Annotated in this window: 14 protein-coding genes; 6 read left to right on the forward strand and 8 right to left on the reverse strand. The window is 58.9% G+C overall.

What is annotated here, in order from left to right:
- Window positions 1-109: 109 nt before the first annotated feature.
- A complete protein-coding gene (locus ACXJKE_RS22410) occupies window positions 110-1,795 on the reverse strand; it encodes an AMP-binding protein (protein WP_457282797.1) in 1,686 nt (561 codons plus the stop codon).
- A gap of 75 nt (window positions 1,796-1,870) precedes the next feature.
- Window positions 1,871-2,611 (reverse strand): FFLEELY motif protein, encoded by a 741-nt coding sequence (locus tag ACXJKE_RS22415; RefSeq protein ID WP_457282798.1) that lies wholly within the window; start codon window positions 2,609-2,611, stop codon window positions 1,871-1,873.
- Window positions 2,612-2,678: 67 nt separating this feature from the next.
- On the opposite strand from ACXJKE_RS22415, the gene ACXJKE_RS22420 reads away from it, so the two are divergent.
- The 5 genes from ACXJKE_RS22420 (at window position 2,679) to ACXJKE_RS22440 (ending at window position 7,306) form a co-directional block, all read left to right on the forward strand.
- Complete coding sequence (locus ACXJKE_RS22420) at window positions 2,679-3,185, forward strand: hypothetical protein (protein WP_457282799.1); 507 nt, start codon at window positions 2,679-2,681, stop codon at window positions 3,183-3,185.
- 16 nt (window positions 3,186-3,201) lie between these two features.
- Window positions 3,202-4,827, forward strand: coding sequence for a GMC family oxidoreductase N-terminal domain-containing protein (locus ACXJKE_RS22425; RefSeq protein ID WP_457282800.1), 1,626 nt, complete (start codon window positions 3,202-3,204; stop codon window positions 4,825-4,827).
- Between the two features lie 34 nt (window positions 4,828-4,861).
- Window positions 4,862-5,770, forward strand: coding sequence for an esterase/lipase family protein (locus ACXJKE_RS22430; RefSeq protein ID WP_457282801.1), 909 nt, complete (start codon window positions 4,862-4,864; stop codon window positions 5,768-5,770).
- 108 nt (window positions 5,771-5,878) lie between these two features.
- Entirely contained in the window at window positions 5,879-6,598 is a 720-nt protein-coding gene (locus tag ACXJKE_RS22435) for a helix-turn-helix transcriptional regulator (RefSeq protein ID WP_457282802.1), read from the forward strand.
- 45 nt (window positions 6,599-6,643) lie between these two features.
- Window positions 6,644-7,306, forward strand: a complete 663-nt coding sequence (locus ACXJKE_RS22440) for a Crp/Fnr family transcriptional regulator (RefSeq protein WP_457282803.1) — start codon at window positions 6,644-6,646, stop codon at window positions 7,304-7,306.
- Window positions 7,307-7,321: 15 nt separating this feature from the next.
- Here the strand turns inward: ACXJKE_RS22440 and ACXJKE_RS22445 are convergent, their stop codons facing one another.
- The 6 genes from ACXJKE_RS22445 to hppD form a co-directional block, all read right to left on the reverse strand.
- Window positions 7,322-9,292, reverse strand: a complete 1,971-nt coding sequence (locus tag ACXJKE_RS22445; RefSeq protein ID WP_457282804.1) for a hypothetical protein — start codon at window positions 9,290-9,292, stop codon at window positions 7,322-7,324.
- Between the two features lie 7 nt (window positions 9,293-9,299).
- Entirely contained in the window at window positions 9,300-10,421 is a 1,122-nt protein-coding gene (locus ACXJKE_RS22450) for a phosphatase PAP2 family protein (RefSeq protein ID WP_457282805.1), read from the reverse strand.
- A 24-nt stretch (window positions 10,422-10,445) separates the two neighbouring features.
- Entirely contained in the window at window positions 10,446-12,215 is a 1,770-nt protein-coding gene (locus ACXJKE_RS22455) for a tetratricopeptide repeat protein (protein ID WP_457282806.1), read from the reverse strand.
- A gap of 428 nt (window positions 12,216-12,643) precedes the next feature.
- Window positions 12,644-13,558: a phenylalanine 4-monooxygenase gene (gene phhA / locus ACXJKE_RS22460; RefSeq protein WP_457282807.1), complete on the reverse strand. Its 915-nt coding sequence runs from the start codon at window positions 13,556-13,558 to the stop codon at window positions 12,644-12,646.
- Window positions 13,546-14,361, reverse strand: a complete 816-nt coding sequence (locus ACXJKE_RS22465; protein ID WP_457282808.1) for a transporter substrate-binding domain-containing protein — start codon at window positions 14,359-14,361, stop codon at window positions 13,546-13,548. Before ACXJKE_RS22465 ends, phhA begins: the two co-directional genes overlap by 13 nt.
- A 34-nt stretch (window positions 14,362-14,395) precedes the next feature.
- A complete protein-coding gene (gene hppD, locus ACXJKE_RS22470) occupies window positions 14,396-15,547 on the reverse strand; it encodes a 4-hydroxyphenylpyruvate dioxygenase (protein ID WP_457282809.1) in 1,152 nt (383 codons plus the stop codon).
- Window positions 15,548-15,664: 117 nt separating this feature from the next.
- Here hppD and ACXJKE_RS22475 point away from each other — a divergent pair, with 117 nt between their 5' ends.
- Entirely contained in the window at window positions 15,665-16,138 is a 474-nt protein-coding gene (locus ACXJKE_RS22475) for an Lrp/AsnC family transcriptional regulator (protein ID WP_457282810.1), read from the forward strand.
- Window positions 16,139-16,310 lie beyond the last annotated feature (172 nt).

Consider the following 16,310-nt stretch of genomic DNA (forward strand, 5'->3'; position numbering starts at 1 on the left):
GGTGAGGTGAAAAGAATATTGTTTGCAGAGAGCCAGCCGCGCTCAAAAACCTGCATTCCCGGGGGTAAATCAGGCTTGGCCATCAGAAGCTACCGAGCCCTGCAGCGCTTCAGGTCGCGGTTCGCAGTTCACGCCTGAGGATTTTTCCAACGTTGGTTTTGGGCAAGTCATCGCGAAATTCAATATATTTGGGTCGTTTGTATCCGGTAAGGTGCTGTTTGCAATAGGCGCTCACATCGTCTTCGGTCAGTGTAGGGTCATTTTTCACCACAAAAACCTTGATAGCTTCGCCCTGTTTTTCGTCGGCAATGCCAATGGCTGCGCACTCAACAACGCCTGGGCACAGGGAAATGACGTTCTCAAGTTCATTGGGGAACACATTGAATCCCGAAACGATGATCATGTCCTTCTTGCGATCGATGATTTTGGTGTAGCCGCGCTCGTCCATGATGCCAATATCACCGGTGCGCATGAAGCCATCGGAGGTGAACGCCTTTTTGTTCTCTTCAGGCTGCTGGTAATAGCCCGTCATGACTTGCGGACCTTTGATACAGATCTCGCCGGATTCGCCAAGTGCGAGCGATAGGCCATCGTCATCCTTGATGGCGATTTCGATGCTGGGCAACGGCAGGCCGATGGTGCCGGTGAACTCCTTGTTCATCACCGGATTGTTGGTGCCGATGGCGCAAGTCTCGCTCATGCCCCAGCCTTCAATCATGGGGCAACCTGTGACCTGCAACCAGTGTTTCGCCGTACCTTCGGACGCGGCCATGCCACCCGCCTGCGAAACACAAAGGGCCGAGAAATCTACCGTCTTGAACTGAGGGTGCTGAAGCAGCGCATTAAAAAGCGTGTTGACGGCCGGCAACATGTGAAACGGACGCTTCTTGAGCACCTCGATGAATTTACCGAAGTCACGCGGATTCGGAATGAGTGTTAGATGAGCTCCCCAACGAATCGAAAGCAGGCATAGCGTCAACGCGAAGATGTGATACAGCGGCAACGCTGCGATATTGTTTGTCTTGCTGACATCGCCTATCCGCTCTAGAGCCGGCGTGAACCATTCTTCGGCCTGCAGAATGGCCGCAACGATATTGCGATGCGTGAGCACGGCGCCTTTTGACAATCCGGTTGTCCCGCCGGTGTATTGCAAAAAGGCGATTGAATCCAGTGTGGTCTGCGCAGGCCTGAGGGGCAGGCGGCTACCTTCTGCGATCGTGCGATTGAAGGCTGTCACGATGCGCCCGTTTGCAAGCGGCAATTTGTAGGCGGGCACCAGCTTGGCCAGGTGGCGGACTGCGAAGGTGATCCATTGGCCATACCAGAAGCCCAGCAAATCACCCATGGACGCCATGACGACGTTCTTCACTGGTGTGCGCTCAATCACTTCGGCCAGTGTCGCAGCGAAGTTCTCCAGAATGACGATGGTAGTGGCCCCGGAGTCGCATAACTGGTGCTCCAGTTCACGGGCGGTGTACAGCGGATTGACGTTGACGCAGGTATAGCCTGCCCGCAGGATGGCCGCCATGGTGACTGCAAACTGCGGAACATTTGGCAGCATAATCGCAACCCGCGCCCCGCTCTCAAGACCCAGGCTTTGCAGCCAGGCGCCTAAAGCCGACGACAGTTCATCGAGCTGTCCGTACGTCATCCAGCGATCCATGCAAACCGAAAAAGGTTTGGCCGCGTTTTTCTTGAACGAGTCTTCCAGCAGATGATTCAACGAGCGGAACTGCTCGGTGTCGATCTCGTGTGAAACGCCTGCGGGATAACTGTTGAGCCAATGCTTGTTCATACACACTCCTTGCGGCCCATTGTGAAAGCCGTGCTGTGGAATCCGTATGGGGCTTGTCCTAATGCCGACGTGACATTACGGCCCCGCGGCCAGCAAATGGCCCAATCTGGTCTCGCAGGTGACAGCTTCGTCAGTGAACAGGGTATGAATCCAGGCCGTCTCGCGGTCCTTGATCAAGCGCAGGAACTCGTCGGCTCCACGCATGTTGGCAAAGGCGTCAAAGCCGGTTTCCAGAAAGTGCTGCAGGGAGTTCAACCCCGCCGCGGCAGCCGGCCCTCTCATCATCTTGAGCAGCGTGCGAAGGCCGAATGTCCGCGTCAGGCGGTTGAGTTCGTCCCCAAGGTGCAGGACAACTTCAAGTTGCCGGGTGCGTGCGGCTACATCCCCGACCCGTCGCCAGCACCGGATGTATCTCCCGCAATCGCTGCTTTCCGGGATGGCTGCAGAGTCCGCCAGCCATTCCCGCGCCATCAGGTCGTCGAGTTTTTCCGTCAACGCGTGCACTTCCGCCAGCGCGGCAGCCGTGCTGACAACAGGTTGCGGGAAGAGTTTGGCGATGGTGCTTGCGATACGCGCAAACTGCTGGTCGCGTTCGGCGTAGTCTTTGTCGCTGTACAGCTCCTGCAGGAAGAAGGTGGCGGCAGTTTTATAGCGCGGGCTGTGCAGCAGGTCCGAGTAAGTGGCCTGAAAACGGCGCGCCTGAAACCGCTTGACCTCCGCGCTCGCCCTGGCCAGCGGTGGGTCTGCCGCGTGCTGCTGCCGAAGCTGCGCAACGGTTTGCAGTGCGTGATGAATTTGTTGTGCGGATGCGTCCATACAAACCCGGAGTTTATCTAGGTACGGCCCCCTATAGAAACCTAAATGCGCATGAGAAACTTCCCGGATGCAAAGAAGAACGCTTCTCAAGCTCGGTGCCGCGTCAGCGGCCGTGCTGGTTGTCGCTGGCGGCGCTGCTGCTTTGCTGCAGCCTGGCCTGACCAGTGGGGTCTTGACTCACTCGGGACGTGAAGTCTTTTCCGCTGTAGGCCGCGCTGTTCTGGATACCACTTTGCCCGCAGACGCCGGCCCGCGCGAGATTGCGCTGCAAGGCTTGCTCAGCCGGGTCGATATCCTGGTGCAATCCCTTCCGCCTCATGCGCAAGGCGAGTTGTCACAACTGCTGGCGTTGCTGGCTAGTGCTGCCGGTCGGCACGCGCTGGCCCGCTTGAGCCGGCCTTGGCCCGAAGCCTCTGTTGCGGAGATCCAGCAGGCGCTTCAGGATATGCGTCTGTCAAGCCTCGCGCTGCGCCAGCAGGCTTATGCCGCCCTACACGACATCACGGCCGGCGCGTATTTTTCCGAACCGTCCAGCTGGGCGATGTTGGGCTATCCCGGCCCCGTCAAAATCTGAAGACACCGAAAGCAGCATGAGTCAATTGAAAGACCCGATCCGCGAAGGCATTGCGCGCGGCTGGAAAGTCATGGGTGGCGCGCTCGGCCCGGTGCCTGAAAAAATCACCTGTGACGTCGCCATCATAGGCAGCGGCGCAGGCGCCGGAGTCACGGCCGAGCTGCTGGCCAAGGCCGGCTTGCAGGTGGTGATCATTGAAGAAGGCCCGCTTAGAAGCAGCTCGGATTTCAACCAGAAAGAGTCAGAGGCCTATCCTTCGCTCTACCAGGAAAGCGCCGCCCGCAAAACAGCAGACAAAGCCATCAACATCCTGCAGGGGCGCTGCGTGGGTGGCTCCACCACGGTGAACTGGACCAGCTCTTTCCGTACACCCGCTTCCACGCTTCAATTCTGGCAGGACAGGTTTGGCCTGGGTGGCTACACCGTGGGAGCGCTTGCACCGTATTTTGCGCAGGCCGAGCAGCGGCTGAACATCACCCCCTGGCTGGTCCCGCCGAATGAGAACAACGACCTGTTGCGCAGAGGCGCCGCCAAACTGGGCATTCCCGCTTCGGCCATCTCCCGCAACGTCAAGGGTTGCTGGAACCTGGGCTCGTGCGGGTTGGGTTGCCCCACCAATGCCAAGCAGTCCATGCTGGTCACCACCATTCCTGCCGCGCTCGACCGTGGAGCGCAACTGCTCACTGAAACCCGCGCAGAAAGCCTTGAGCTGGCCAATGGCCGGGTCACCGCGCTGATATGCCGGGGTGTAGGGCCAAATGGGGCTTCAGCCCAATCAGAACTTGCGCAATCAGCTATCAAAATAAGAGCAAAACACTATGTGCTGGCTGGCGGTGCCATCAACTCGCCGGCTGTCCTGTTGCGCTCTGGAGCGCCTGATCCGCATAGTGTGCTGGGTGCCCGGACATTCCTGCACCCGGTCGTGATGTCGTCCAGTGTGTTTGACCAGAAGGTGGAGGCCTGGAACGGTGCGCCGCAAACCATTTACTCCGATCATTTCCTGGAAACCCAGGCGATTGACGGGCCGATTGGCTACAAGCTGGAAGCGCCGCCCCTGCACCCGATCATCTTTGCGTCGACCGTCCCTGGCTTCGGCCAGGGTCAGCACGACCTGCTCAAGTCTTTTCCCTACAACCACACGCTGCTGGCCTTGCTCCGTGACGGCTTTCATGACGAGTCGCCAGGCGGCCAGGTGAAGCTGCGCAGCGACAACTCCGCCGTGCTGGACTATCCGCTGACGGACTACGTCATGGAGGGCGGGCGCAGGGCTCTGCTGTCGATGATGGAAATCCAGTTTGCAGCGGGTGCCAAACAGGTTTTGCCGCTGCACGAAATGGCCAGGCCTTATACCTCTTGGGCTGAGGCGCGAACTGCGGTCAGTGCCTTGCCCATGAAGCCGATGCTCACGCGGGTTGTGAGCGCCCATGTCATGGGCGGCTGCAGTCTTGCGGGCGCTGAACGACAGGGCGTTACCCGGCCCGACGGTGTGCACTGGCAACTCGAAAATCTTTCGATTCACGATGGGTCGCTTTTCCCCACCAGCATTGGCGCCAACCCGCAACTGTCCATCTACGGCGCCGTGAATCGCCTGGCGCAAGGCCTCGCCAAAAAACTGTCGGGCAAGGATGTCACACTGGCCTGAGATACTGCGGGTTTGATCTCGCGCCGACCCATTCATGCTGGCTCAACTGCAAAGATTCATCACCCTGACCTTGGTCGCCGCGGCTTTCGGCTGGCTGTTCTGGTTCCGCAGCAGCTCTCCCGCGCTGGCCGTCACCGGCTTCCTGCTGATTGCACTGGGGTACACCGGTTTCCTCGCGCTTGAGTTTTTACTCCTTCGGTACATCAACAAGGCAGATCCGGCGCCCCAGCCCACCTGGACAGAACTTCTGCGCGCATGGCTGGGTGAGACATTGACGGCTCCCCGCGTGTTCTGCTGGCGCCAGCCCTTTCGCTCCAATGCGGTCCCGGACAGGGTCCTGCCGGCCGAGACAGCCCGAGGTCGCCGCGGCGTGGTGTTTGTGCATGGGTTCTTCTGCAATCGTGGCCTGTGGACCCCCTGGCTCAAGCGGGTTCGAGGCAGTGGACGCGCCTTTGTCGCTGTCAATCTCGAACCCCTGTTCGGCTCCATAGACGGCTACGCCCCCCAAATTGACGACGCAGTGGTGCGGGTCACCCAAGCCACAGGCCTTGCCCCCTTGCTGGTATGCCACAGCATGGGTGGGTTGGCCGCCAGGGCCTGGCTCAAGCGTATGAAGGCCGAAGCCCGGGTACATCATGTCGTCACCATCGGCACACCGCACCGCGGAACCTGGCTGGCCCGGTTCGGGCATGGCCACAATGGGCGCCAGATGCGCCTCCTGTCCGACTGGCAGGCCCAGCTGGACCATGAGATGCCCGCCCATCGGCATACGCTGTTTACCTGCTGGTACTCCAACTGCGACAACATCGTGTTTCCGACCTCCACGGCCACCTTGCCTGGCGCCGACAATCGCCTGGTTCGCGGCGCGGCCCATGTGCAGATGGCATTTTTGCCGGGCGTCATGAACGCTACCCTGGCCATGCTGGACAGTGATCCGGCTTGAACCGGCGTAATCGACGCTTGCCGTCAGCCCTTAAGCCTTCCCAGTCCGCAATCGGCGTTATCGATGTGAATTTCTCACAAAAAAGACCCGGCATATTCACTATCTACATTGAGCTGGGCTTTTTATGCTCATCTATTTGTAGGATGGAGCAAGCCCTTGACACTCTATGCAATGCCCAATACCAGCCTGTTGGAGGCTGTCCGACCGCTGCCGCCCCTGCTGGAACCCGAGTCTGATTCCACGCCTGCGCTGCTGGCCCTGCTGGTTGATGAGCTGGCGCACGGGGTGTTCGTTGTCAGCGCCCAAGGGCGGATTTTGCACGCGAATCAAATCGCGCGGCGCGAACTTGAGCGCTCTGTTGTTTTGGGGGTGGACAGGGGAGAGTTGAAGGTCCTCATGCAGGCAGATGCCAAGGCCTTCCAGATTGCCATGGGCAAAGCAGTTGCCGGAAAACGCAGCCTGATCAGGCTGGTGGCCGACGGCGTGGACTTTACCCTGGCTGTGGTGCCACTGCATCGCAATGCGGGCAGTCCCTGTGAGCGCATTGCCCTCTTTTTGTCTCGAGTGGGCGTGAGCGAGTCGGGTGTTTTTGGCTCCTTTGCCCGCAGTCACGGTCTCACGCATACGGAGGAGCAGGTGCTGGTTTTCCTGTGCCGCTGCTTGAGCACGCCGGAAATCGCCCTCCAGATGAAAGTTGCGGTTTCCACTGTGCGCAGCCATGTGCGCAGCCTTTGCGCCAAGACCGCATCCAGCGGCGTTCGTGAACTGGTCAATCGCGTGGCGATCTTGCCGCCTATTGCCCCCCTGCCACTCGGACAAATCCACTGATAGATGCCCCGTACGTCCCGGCGACGTGCTAGATTACGGGTGATCATGAGTTCACCACCACCTTCCGATGAGGGGCTGTATGCCCATTTGATTCCCGAATTGCGCACGCTCGCCCTGCGAGGCGTGGTGCGAACTTACCCCAAAAAAGCCGTTGTCATCAACGAAGGGGAAATCGGCGACAACCTGTTTGTTCTGCTCAAGGGCAGTGTCAAGGTGTTCGCCATGGACGAAAGCGGCCGGGAAATCACCTACGGCAGGATTCATTCGGGCGACTATTTTGGGGAAATGTCGCTGGACGGCGGACCCCGTTCGGCTTCAGTTATTACCCTTGAGCCTTGCACCTGTGCGGTGCTCAGTCGTACCGATGTGAGCGAACACTTGGGTGATGAGCCAGGATTTGCCATCAATCTCGTGGTTCAGGTGATTCGCAGGGCGCGTGCTGCTACAGAAGCGGCGCGCAACATGGCGCTGCTCGATGTGTACGGACGGCTGATTGCCGTGCTTGAAGGACATAGCGATGCGGTGGAGCGCGACCCTACCAATGAGGCTGTCACTCTTGAATCAATCACCCATCAGGAGATTGCCAGCCGCGTCGGCGCCTCCCGCGAAATGGTCAGCCGCCTTTTAAAGGACCTGGAAAAAGGCGGTTACATCGAAATGGGCACCAAACGCATCACGCTGCTCAAAAAGCTGCCGAGCCGTTGGTGAGTCCTTGCCGAGAGCCTAGAGTTCGTTAAAAATCCTGCGAGCCTCTTGCGGCGACGCATCGCTCGTACCCTGCAAGCGCACCACGGCACTGCTACGCGTCCCTGCGGCGCTGACGCCCACCATGGCCGGGTTTTCGTCGCTGGAGGCGGCTGCATCCGGGATTTTGACGACGCCGGGTCGCTGCGGCCGCGCAGCATCGGGGTCTGGTTTTTGCGGGGAATAGTGCGCCCACTTCGACCCCGTGATACGTGTGCCGCCGACCGACACAGTTTTACTGCCCGTGGCAATGCTGTTGAAGCTGCCGCTGCGCCGGATCAGGCTTGGATTGTTGGGGTGATCGACAAAGGATCCGGGGTTGCCGCTGGTGTCGTACCACTCGTCCTCAAAGTACGATTGGCGCGCTCCGGTATGGGTGCCGATGACCACATCGTCTCGCTCCACGTAGGCATCCACCGTGACCGATTTTGTGGCGGTGTTCGTCAGCTTGATTTGCCATACTCCGCTGGGCGCGGTGACGTCTTTCTTCTCGAAGCTGAAGGTGGGTGACACCGCCAGCAGGGCGCAGGTGCCACGCCGGCCAGTGGCCACCGTCTTTGGATAAATCAGCGCGCAAAGGGGCTGCTTGTCGCTGTTGGCCCACATTCGGGACTGGCCAAACTTCAATGCCGGCAAGGCAGCTTGCCCTGGCGGCGTAATTTCAATCTCCAGGCCTTCGCGGTTCTCTTCAATCCAGAGCTCCACAAAGCTTTGCGTTGTATCGTCGGGCAGTGCGCACCAATGCAGCGTGGCGGACTTGTTTTTCGCCAGCGTTGTATTGGCATGCATGCGCAGTTGGTAGCTATTGCCAGCAGCCAGAACAATCTGCAGGCGGCCATGAAGGAGGGTGATCAGCTGGTCCATGGCTGCCTCAAGCAGCGACGTGCCGTCATGCGGCCCGGCCAGCGTGCCAAAACTCACGTTCACCGTCACCTTGGCCGTGGGGGTGCAGCGAGAGAGGATGTACATAAACCCGTCCAGCACATGCACATTCATTGAGCCGCCCGAGGTGTCTTGCACGGTGTCGTAGTCGAGTTGCACTGCAACCAGCGGCGCGCGGCTGGCATCGTCGTTGGCCAGCGCCCAGCTAGGCGGCGCGTCATACGCAGGCGGCAAGTTGGCCACCTGGGCCAGCAGCTTGCGCGGCCCCACTGCCAGATCCATGACATGTGAGCCGTGACTGATCGACGTGTCCAGCGCGTGAAAAAAGCGCTCGGTCTTGGGCTGTTTCTGGCCCAGGGTAGAAAGCCCCAGTGCGACATACACCGCGCTTTCATCCACCAAGCCGTTATAGACATTGGCCTGCATGGCTGCATTGATGTCGGCGGCGGTTAGTTCGTGCCCATAGCCCAACCCGGTGGGTGTGCGGCCTTTGCCCCGTGCGTCTTGCCGCCAGAAGTAGCGGGTACGGGCCTTGCCCTGATGGAGAAAATTCGCCTGAGCCAATGCCAGGCTATCGTCAATCAGTCCGAACACCTTGCCCGAAAGCAGGCGCTCAGCACTGGCTTCAGCTTGGTACGCCGCGCCGCGCGAATGTGGAGGTGGATTGGTGTGCGAGCTCCCCGCCGAATCGTCAGCGTATTCAGCTGCAGGCAGCCCCAGCTCAAGCCTTAGGACCAGCGGGTGAAGGCTGCCACCCGGCTGAATTGCCTTGAAAAACGCAGGCCTGACCCGCGCGGTGCAAAACCTCAGGCCAGCCGGCGCGACCGTGCCGACATACACAGGTGGCACATGGAGCCACTTGGGGGAGGCAGCGGCAATAAGCTGGGACACCGTGGTACCCCGCGTCAGCTCAATAGCAATGGGCAACCACTTGGGCTGTGTATCGCCATAGCCGGCAAAGCTATCGGTTTCGGCCCAAACCAGGTAAGGGTCAAAACCATTGGTGGCATTGGGCAACGCCCAGTCAATGCCGGTAAATTCGCCCTTGGGCAATTTGCTCCAGTTCATGGCCGACCTATTTGAGAGGCAGCCATTCGGCTGCAGCTTTGGCCCACATAAAAGCAAGTATTGGTGATTTTTGTATCGCTTGCCTGGTGGTCTTGTATCGATAGTAGCCACTGAGGTTGTCTGTCATGGAGACGCGCATGTCAAAGTCGACGGGCTCGCCCTTTTTCCCCTGGAATTTCCGTCCATCGAAGCCCCATACAGCCGAACTTTTGGCGCCTTGGCAACGTGCGATAAAAAATTCTGCGAGAGCAGTTCCGAGCAAACGGCCAGCGGCGCTGTCTACGGGATAGTGAACGCCTGCCACTGTTCGGTTGACCGCTATACGGGCTGCGAGCCGTTCCAATTGTTCTTTGTATTTGTGGCCTGACGGCAGTAGCGTGAGTAACACCGTGATAATTAGGAAGGCTTCAGTCGCATGCCCGCTTGGCCAACTAGCGTGCCCAGGCGTAGGAATCATGGGTTGTATTTGTGGCGAAAGCTCAATAGGGCGTGGACAAGCGAAAGCATGCTTGAGGCGCATTTCTACGTCAATTGCCAAGGCAAGCATTAGCGTCACGAGCTCCATCGTCCATTTGTGCCGGTGATCGGTTAGTCCTACGACTGAGCCCCAGAAGGGAGTTAAGCTGGACATTTGCGCCAGAATTTCCACCCCTCTGTCCTCCCGCAGTTGGGCGTAATTTTCAACCAATTGAAGTTGTTGCCGGAAGACTGCCACGTCGGGCCTGACGAAGGTGGCAAGCTTCATGTTGGATAGCGGCTTTTTCGTCAGGTCTACAAATTCGACGGCGATTTCTTTTGCAGACTGATTGACCTGAAAGTGCAAACCCGACAACAGTTCCAAGCCGCAAACCTGCAATCTGGGCATCACATCCCACTGGACGAGGCGCTCTGGTTTGTCCAGCGGCACTGGAAGGTCAATCGGGAATACGGCACCCTTGAATGGGCCGACCAGTGCTGCCCGACTCCTGATGAGGGCGTCCGAAAGCAGGGGGTTGGAGCCCGTGCCACCCGTACCACCGGTCCCGCCCGTACCTCCGGTCCCGCCAGTACCACCTGTGCCGCCTGTGCCTCCGGTTCCGCCAGTACCACCTGTGCCGCCGGTACCGCCAAGCAAACTAAAAATACTCATAAAAAACTCCCTGAAGTAGTGTTGTTAATATGGCAGGCCAGCTTTTTGAAGGGCTGCGGACCAAGTTTTCCCTATCTCATACTGACTGCTTGGGCTGCGTGCTAAATAGCTGCGCACTGTTAAAGCTGGTTCTAATCTCAGCAGCTCGGCCACGGTCTTTTCTGCTTGGTCAAGCTGCCCTAAGTTCACTTGGGCAACTGCCAAGGTTCGCAGGCTGGACGTATGCGTGCGGTTGGCTCGAAGCGATAGAGTGATTAGCTCTAGAGCCTTGGCGTACTGACCCGCTGAATTGGCGGCGGTGGCCGCCAGGGAGAAGTAAAAATACCGAAGTGGATCAAGCGGTGAAAGCTTTAGGGCTCTTTCGGTCCCCACTACGGCCATATCTCCTTCTCCTTTAAACGCGTGCATCGTCCCTTTGAGCAGCCACGCTAGCGAATCATTAGGATTGATGCCAAGCGCCTGTTCGTAGCGTTGGGAGCCTGCGTCTAGCTGTCGTAGAAGGTTCGTGTATATGAATCCTTCTACGGTGAGGGCGAAAGCACAATCCGGCTCACTATCCATTGCCTGCTTGGTGCAATCCAACGCGAGTTGAGCCTCTTTGGCAGAGTCTGTGGACCACCCCTGTTGCACGCGAAGTACATGCCACTTGGCTAACCACGCGTGCGGCATTGGATGCCGACGGCTACGGTCAATCAGATGCTCCAGCATCTGCCGGGCTCGCTCGAAATCTGAGGGGGAGTTTCTGTGCATGAGTGCGACAGCACCGAGTAACAGCGTATATCCTTCAAGATTGGGTAAAGATTGCCTTCGTGCCTTCTCAAGTTGTTGAGACATGACTGACGAGCTAATGGCAGAAACCAGTCGTGCGATCAGTTCATCGTCTGCCGCAAATAAGCCGTGTACTTGACCCTTCAGACTGTCCGCCCAGAGAATGTGGCCTGTCTTTGCTTCGATCAATTCAACGAACAACGCCAGCTGTGTTCCGGCGCTGCGGCACGTGCCAGACAAGATATACGTAGCGCCCAAGTGGGTCCGTATGTCTTCCATTGCCTCCGGACGTTCCCGGAACACAGTGGTCGAAAGACGCGAGATCACATGAAGTTCGGAGGTGCGGGACAAAGCGGCAATCACTTCGTCGGCCAAGGCCTCGCCAAGAAGTTCATGTCCCGGTTCGCTGCTGCGCATCGCGAAGGGGATCACCGCGATAGTTGGTCGCAAATTCAACTGGACTGCGGTACCAGATGATATTACCGGTGCATTGCCTGGCGGCCCGATCCGGTACGCCCTGATCGGCTCTTTGACGTGTTTGAGGTGGCATTCGCCCAAGTCTTCAACATCTGCGTCCAGCACGGACGAGACTTGATCACGCAGATCGGACGTCACGACTATCTCACCGGGACCCGCCAACGTACAGACGCGCGCTGTCAAATTCACGTCTGTGCCGTAAATGTCATGCTGGTCGGTCACAAAGCTCGCCAAATGGCCGCCCATGCGCAGATGCATCTGTTGCTCTGGGCGGAAGGCCGCATTGGCCCCTTGGCAGAAGTGCTGAATAGCGAAGGCTGCTTTGACAGACCCTTGGGCGCCGGCAAATTCCAGCATTAAACCGTCCCCCAGGCTTTTGACGATGCGCCCGCCATGCAGCGGCAGAATCTGCTGCTCAATCTGCTGTACCAGTTCTTGCCACCGCCGCACAAAACCATCTTGATCCTGCTCCATGATTCTGACGGACTCCACCACATCCATAACCAGCAGCACCTTCGTGCTTCGGTTCATGTGTGCTGGTAATTCCATCAGGGAGTGCATCGTAAGCGGTGTAACAATTTTTTACCTCCTCATTTTGTAGGAGGAAGTGCGTGTAATAAACACCTGATGTGCTACGGGCACCTCTGTTGCCTCGCAGTGTTGTATCAGTGTTGAATTGTCGCTCATTCAGAGGAGTGAGCATCAATCAATAGTTCACATAAACCTCGCGTTGTGCGATTAAGGGCCGGCAGGACGGATGCCGCAAGGCGGCGCGGCATTGTTGGTCCTTCGCGTGCGAAAACGCCTCGCAGCGACACGACAGGATGCAAGCTGCCGCTGCGCGCTCATGCCGGTCAGGTCTGATTTTCTCGGTAGCCGCACATCATGGAAACCACCAGTGATCATTTTTGATCAGGTGATCAGGGATTGTGTCAGGCGGCTTACTCAGAGAGAGGTGCGGATAGTACCGTGCCAGCTCAAGCAGGGCTAAGGGCCTTTTGCTGTGCTGCATGTTGCGCCAGCGTCTTGTAAAACGGCGTGAAATCCGGCTCCGTCAGCCGTAGCAGCGCATCAAAACTGTCGATCACAAAATACTGCTGCTGGAAGCTGTCGATCTTGTAGGTCGACGACATACAGCGCAGCAGGTCGGCATTGTCCCGCAGTGAAATGCGCCTGGGCTCTGCAGATTCCACGCTCCAGGCCAGTTCGCCGGGGCTGCTCAAAATGCCGGCGCCGTATGCGCGGACTTCATCGTTGCCTTCTTTGTCGCGCATCAGGCCAAACTCGATGGTGTACCAGTACAGGCGCGACAGCATCTCGACCGCGCCGGGAATCGGCTGCGCGCCATGCTCCAGCGTATGTGCTTTCAACGCGCCCTTGCCGTAGGCCTGGATGTGGTCGGCGTAGCTCGGGTCGAACAGCAGCGGCACGTGGCCGAACAAATCATGAAAGATGTCAGGCTCGACGATGTAGTCGAACTCCGCCGGCGTGCGTATCCAGTCCGTCACCGGAAACTTGCGATTGGCCAGCAGCGTGAAAAACGGCACCTCGGGGATCAGCCCCGGCACGCCCACCAGCTGCCAGCCGGTGGCCTTGAAGAGCCGCTCGTTCACGTCTTCAAAACGCGGGATGGCATCACTTGCGCCCAGGCTGGGCAGGGCCTTGATAAAGGCGCTGCAGGCCCGGCCAGGCAGCAATGCCGACTGCCGCGCGTAAAGGCGCCGGTAAGTCTCGTGATCTTCTGCGGTGTAGGCCGCGTAGTTTTGCGGGCAGGTGTAGTCCGCATTGACCTGGCCGCCACGTGCGTAGTCGCCCCGCGGCGGGCGGTCAGACTGGCCGTAGACCGCCGGGGGTGGCGTGTTGCTGTCCGTGTTGCTCTCTACTTCAGCCATTGGCTCTCCACGCGCTGGTAGTCACCGCTGGCTTTGGCCAGGTGCAGCCACTGGTCCACGTAGGCCTTGAACGTCACGTCACCGCGTGGCAGCAGGTAAGCCATTTCGCCGTACTGCAGCGGCTTGTCGGGGTTGATCGCGCACAGGCCCGGCTTCAGCCTCTGCTGGGTGATCGCCTCGGCCGATTCGGTGACGAAGACATCGGCGCGGTTGGCCAGGATTTCGTCAAAGATCGTCAAGTTCTCGGGGTTGAGCCGCATCTGCGCCTGCTTGAAGTTGGCGCGGGCAAAACGCTCATTGCTGCCGCCCGGATTGAAGATCACCCGCGTGGTGGGCTTGTCGATGTCGGCCACGCTTTGGTACCTGGCCACGTCGGCGCAGCGCGCAATTGGCGTCTTGCCGTTGACCATGTAGGGCGTGCTGAAGAAGGCGCGCTTTTGCCGCTCGGTAGTCACCGAGATGCCGCCAACAGCCATGTCGCATTTGCCGCCTACCATGTCGGGCATCAAATTGGACCAGCTGGTCTTGACCCACTCGGGCTTGACGCCCAGGCTGGCCGTGAGCGAAGCCATCAGGTCCACGTCGATACCTTCAAACGTGCCGTCGGGCTTCTGGAAGCTGAAGGGTTTGTAGTCGCCCGGCGTGCAGATGCGCAGCACGCCGGCTTTTTGCACGCTGTCCAGGCTGGAGGCCGGAACCACGCTGACCGCCGTCTGGGCAGATGCCCCCGTCACCGCAAACAATGCGGCGGTGGCGACACCCAATGCGGCCAGGCGATGGGGCAGTTGCGGGCAAAGTGACATGGCAATCTCCGTGAGGTTGGGGGATGGAAAAACTTTATTGTGCGCTTGCCTTGGCGCCCGACAAAACCCCGCGGCGCATCTGGTCCAGCTCGATGCTTTCAAACAGCGCCTTGAAATTGCCTTCGCCGAAACCGTCGTCGCCCTTGCGCTGGATGAACTCGAAGAAGATCGGGCCGAGCTGGTTTTCGCTGAAGATCTGCAGCAGCAGCGCGCCTTTCTTGCCGTCCACCAGGATCTTGCGCTTCTTCAAATCCGCCACGTTTTCACCGTGGCCGGGAATGCGCTTGTCGACCAGTTCGTAGTAGGTGTCGATGGTGTCCAGCAGCTTCACGCCGCTGGTGCGCAGCGCATCCACGGTTGCGAACAGGTCGTTGCTGCCCATGGCGATGTGCTGGATGCCTTCGCCCTGATAGCGGTCCAGGTACTCCTGGATCTGGCCGGCCTTTTCGTTGCCCTCTTCGTTGATCGGGATGCGGATCTTGCCGCAGGGACTGGTCATGGCCTTGCTCTTCACGCCGGTGACCTGGCCTTCGATGTCGAAGTAGCGGATTTCGCGGAAATTGAAGAGCCGCTCGTAAAAGCCGGCCCATTCGTCCATGCGGCCGCGGTGCACGTTGTGCGTCAGGTGGTCGATATACGTCAGGCCGTGGCCGGCGGGGTTCAGCGCGTCACCCTGCACGCCGGGCAAGGCTTCAAAGTCCACGTCGTAAAAGCCGATGTTGCCGATGTCGCCGGGTTGCGCGCCGTTCTTGCCGCGCCATTTGTCGATGAAGTAGATGATCGAATCGCCAATACCCTTGATGGCCGGAATGTTCAGCTCACCAGGCGCCGATGTGTGGGCATACCCCCAAGCGCCCAGTGAGATTGCGCGTTCATAGGCGGCCTTGGCGTCCTGCACGCGAAAAGCGATGGCGCAGACGCTGGGGCCGTGCTGGCGCGCAAAGCGCTGGGCAAACGAGTCGGGCTCAGCATTCAGGATGAAGTTGATGCCGCCCTGGCGGTACAGCGTGACATTCTTGTGGCGGTGTTTGGCAATCGGCGTGAAGCCCATGCGCTCGAACAATGCCCCCATGGCGACAGGGTCGGGTGCCGCATATTCAATGAACTCAAAACCGTCGGTGCCCATGGGGTTGTCCCAAGCCGCGCCCTGTTCAAAGTTCAGGGCGGTGTCGTCGCGTGCATTCATGCGTGTCTCCAGATAGGTGTGCGTATAAAGTAACTTTAGCGGCGCTGGCGGTCAGTTTTACTGCGAAATGGGGCGTTTGCATTGCTATTGGCGCAGTAAAGCTGCAAAATAATCCGAATGGAAGCACTTGACAAGCTTGATCGGCAAATTTTGCGCAGCCTGCAGGCCGATGGTCGCGCTACCTTCGACCTGCTCGCCGAGCAGGTGGGGCTTTCACCCAGTGCGGTTTTGCGGCGCGTGAAGCGGCTTGAAGAAAGCGGCGTGATCGACCGCTATGTGGCGCTCGTCAAACCTGAAGCTGTCGGGCTGGGGCTCACGGCTTACATCAACGTACGGCTGGAAAAGCACACCGAAAGCCACAAACGCAACCCCATGGACCTGTTCCGGGCCAGCGTGCAGACCTGGCCTGAAGTGGCCGAGTGCGCAGCGCTGACTGGTGAGATGGACTACCTGCTGCGCGTGCTGGTGCAGGACATGGCGCATTACAGCCGCTTCATCATGGACACCCTGCTCAAACATCCCAGCGTGCAGGATTGCAAAACGAGTTTTGTGCTGGACCGGGTCAAGGCGACGACGGCCGTTCCTTTGTGAGCTGAACCGGGGCGAAGCCGGGGAACCGGCATTTCCATGTGCGTGACTTGCCCGGATGCGCGTATAAAGTGTTGTTGTATCGCAACAATCCACGCGCCGGAGCGACTGGAAGTGTCAGTTTGCTATATTTTTAATAGCTGCCTGCGCCCGTATTTATTGGGAAAAATCCACA

It is taken from the genome of Polaromonas sp. P5_D5, assembly GCF_054049435.1.

Bases quoted from the DNA above. Each gene is read 5' to 3' on its own strand.
- ACXJKE_RS22410 (WP_457282797.1), bottom strand. From the start codon at position 1,795: ATGAACAAGCATTGGCTCAACAGTTATCCCGCAGGCGTTTCACACGAG.
- ACXJKE_RS22415 (WP_457282798.1), bottom strand. From the start codon at position 2,611: ATGGACGCATCCGCACAACAAATTCATCACGCACTGCAAACCGTTGCG.
- ACXJKE_RS22420 (WP_457282799.1), top strand. From the start codon at position 2,679: ATGCAAAGAAGAACGCTTCTCAAGCTCGGTGCCGCGTCAGCGGCCGTG.
- ACXJKE_RS22425 (WP_457282800.1), top strand. From the start codon at position 3,202: ATGAGTCAATTGAAAGACCCGATCCGCGAAGGCATTGCGCGCGGCTGG.
- ACXJKE_RS22430 (WP_457282801.1), top strand. From the start codon at position 4,862: ATGCTGGCTCAACTGCAAAGATTCATCACCCTGACCTTGGTCGCCGCG.
- ACXJKE_RS22440 (WP_457282803.1), top strand. From the start codon at position 6,644: ATGAGTTCACCACCACCTTCCGATGAGGGGCTGTATGCCCATTTGATT.
- ACXJKE_RS22445 (WP_457282804.1), bottom strand. From the start codon at position 9,292: ATGAACTGGAGCAAATTGCCCAAGGGCGAATTTACCGGCATTGACTGG.
- ACXJKE_RS22450 (WP_457282805.1), bottom strand. From the start codon at position 10,421: ATGAGTATTTTTAGTTTGCTTGGCGGTACCGGCGGCACAGGTGGTACT.
- ACXJKE_RS22455 (WP_457282806.1), bottom strand. From the start codon at position 12,215: ATGGAATTACCAGCACACATGAACCGAAGCACGAAGGTGCTGCTGGTT.
- phhA (WP_457282807.1), bottom strand. From the start codon at position 13,558: ATGGCTGAAGTAGAGAGCAACACGGACAGCAACACGCCACCCCCGGCG.
- ACXJKE_RS22465 (WP_457282808.1), bottom strand. From the start codon at position 14,361: ATGTCACTTTGCCCGCAACTGCCCCATCGCCTGGCCGCATTGGGTGTC.
- hppD (WP_457282809.1), bottom strand. From the start codon at position 15,547: ATGAATGCACGCGACGACACCGCCCTGAACTTTGAACAGGGCGCGGCT.
- ACXJKE_RS22475 (WP_457282810.1), top strand. From the start codon at position 15,665: ATGGAAGCACTTGACAAGCTTGATCGGCAAATTTTGCGCAGCCTGCAG.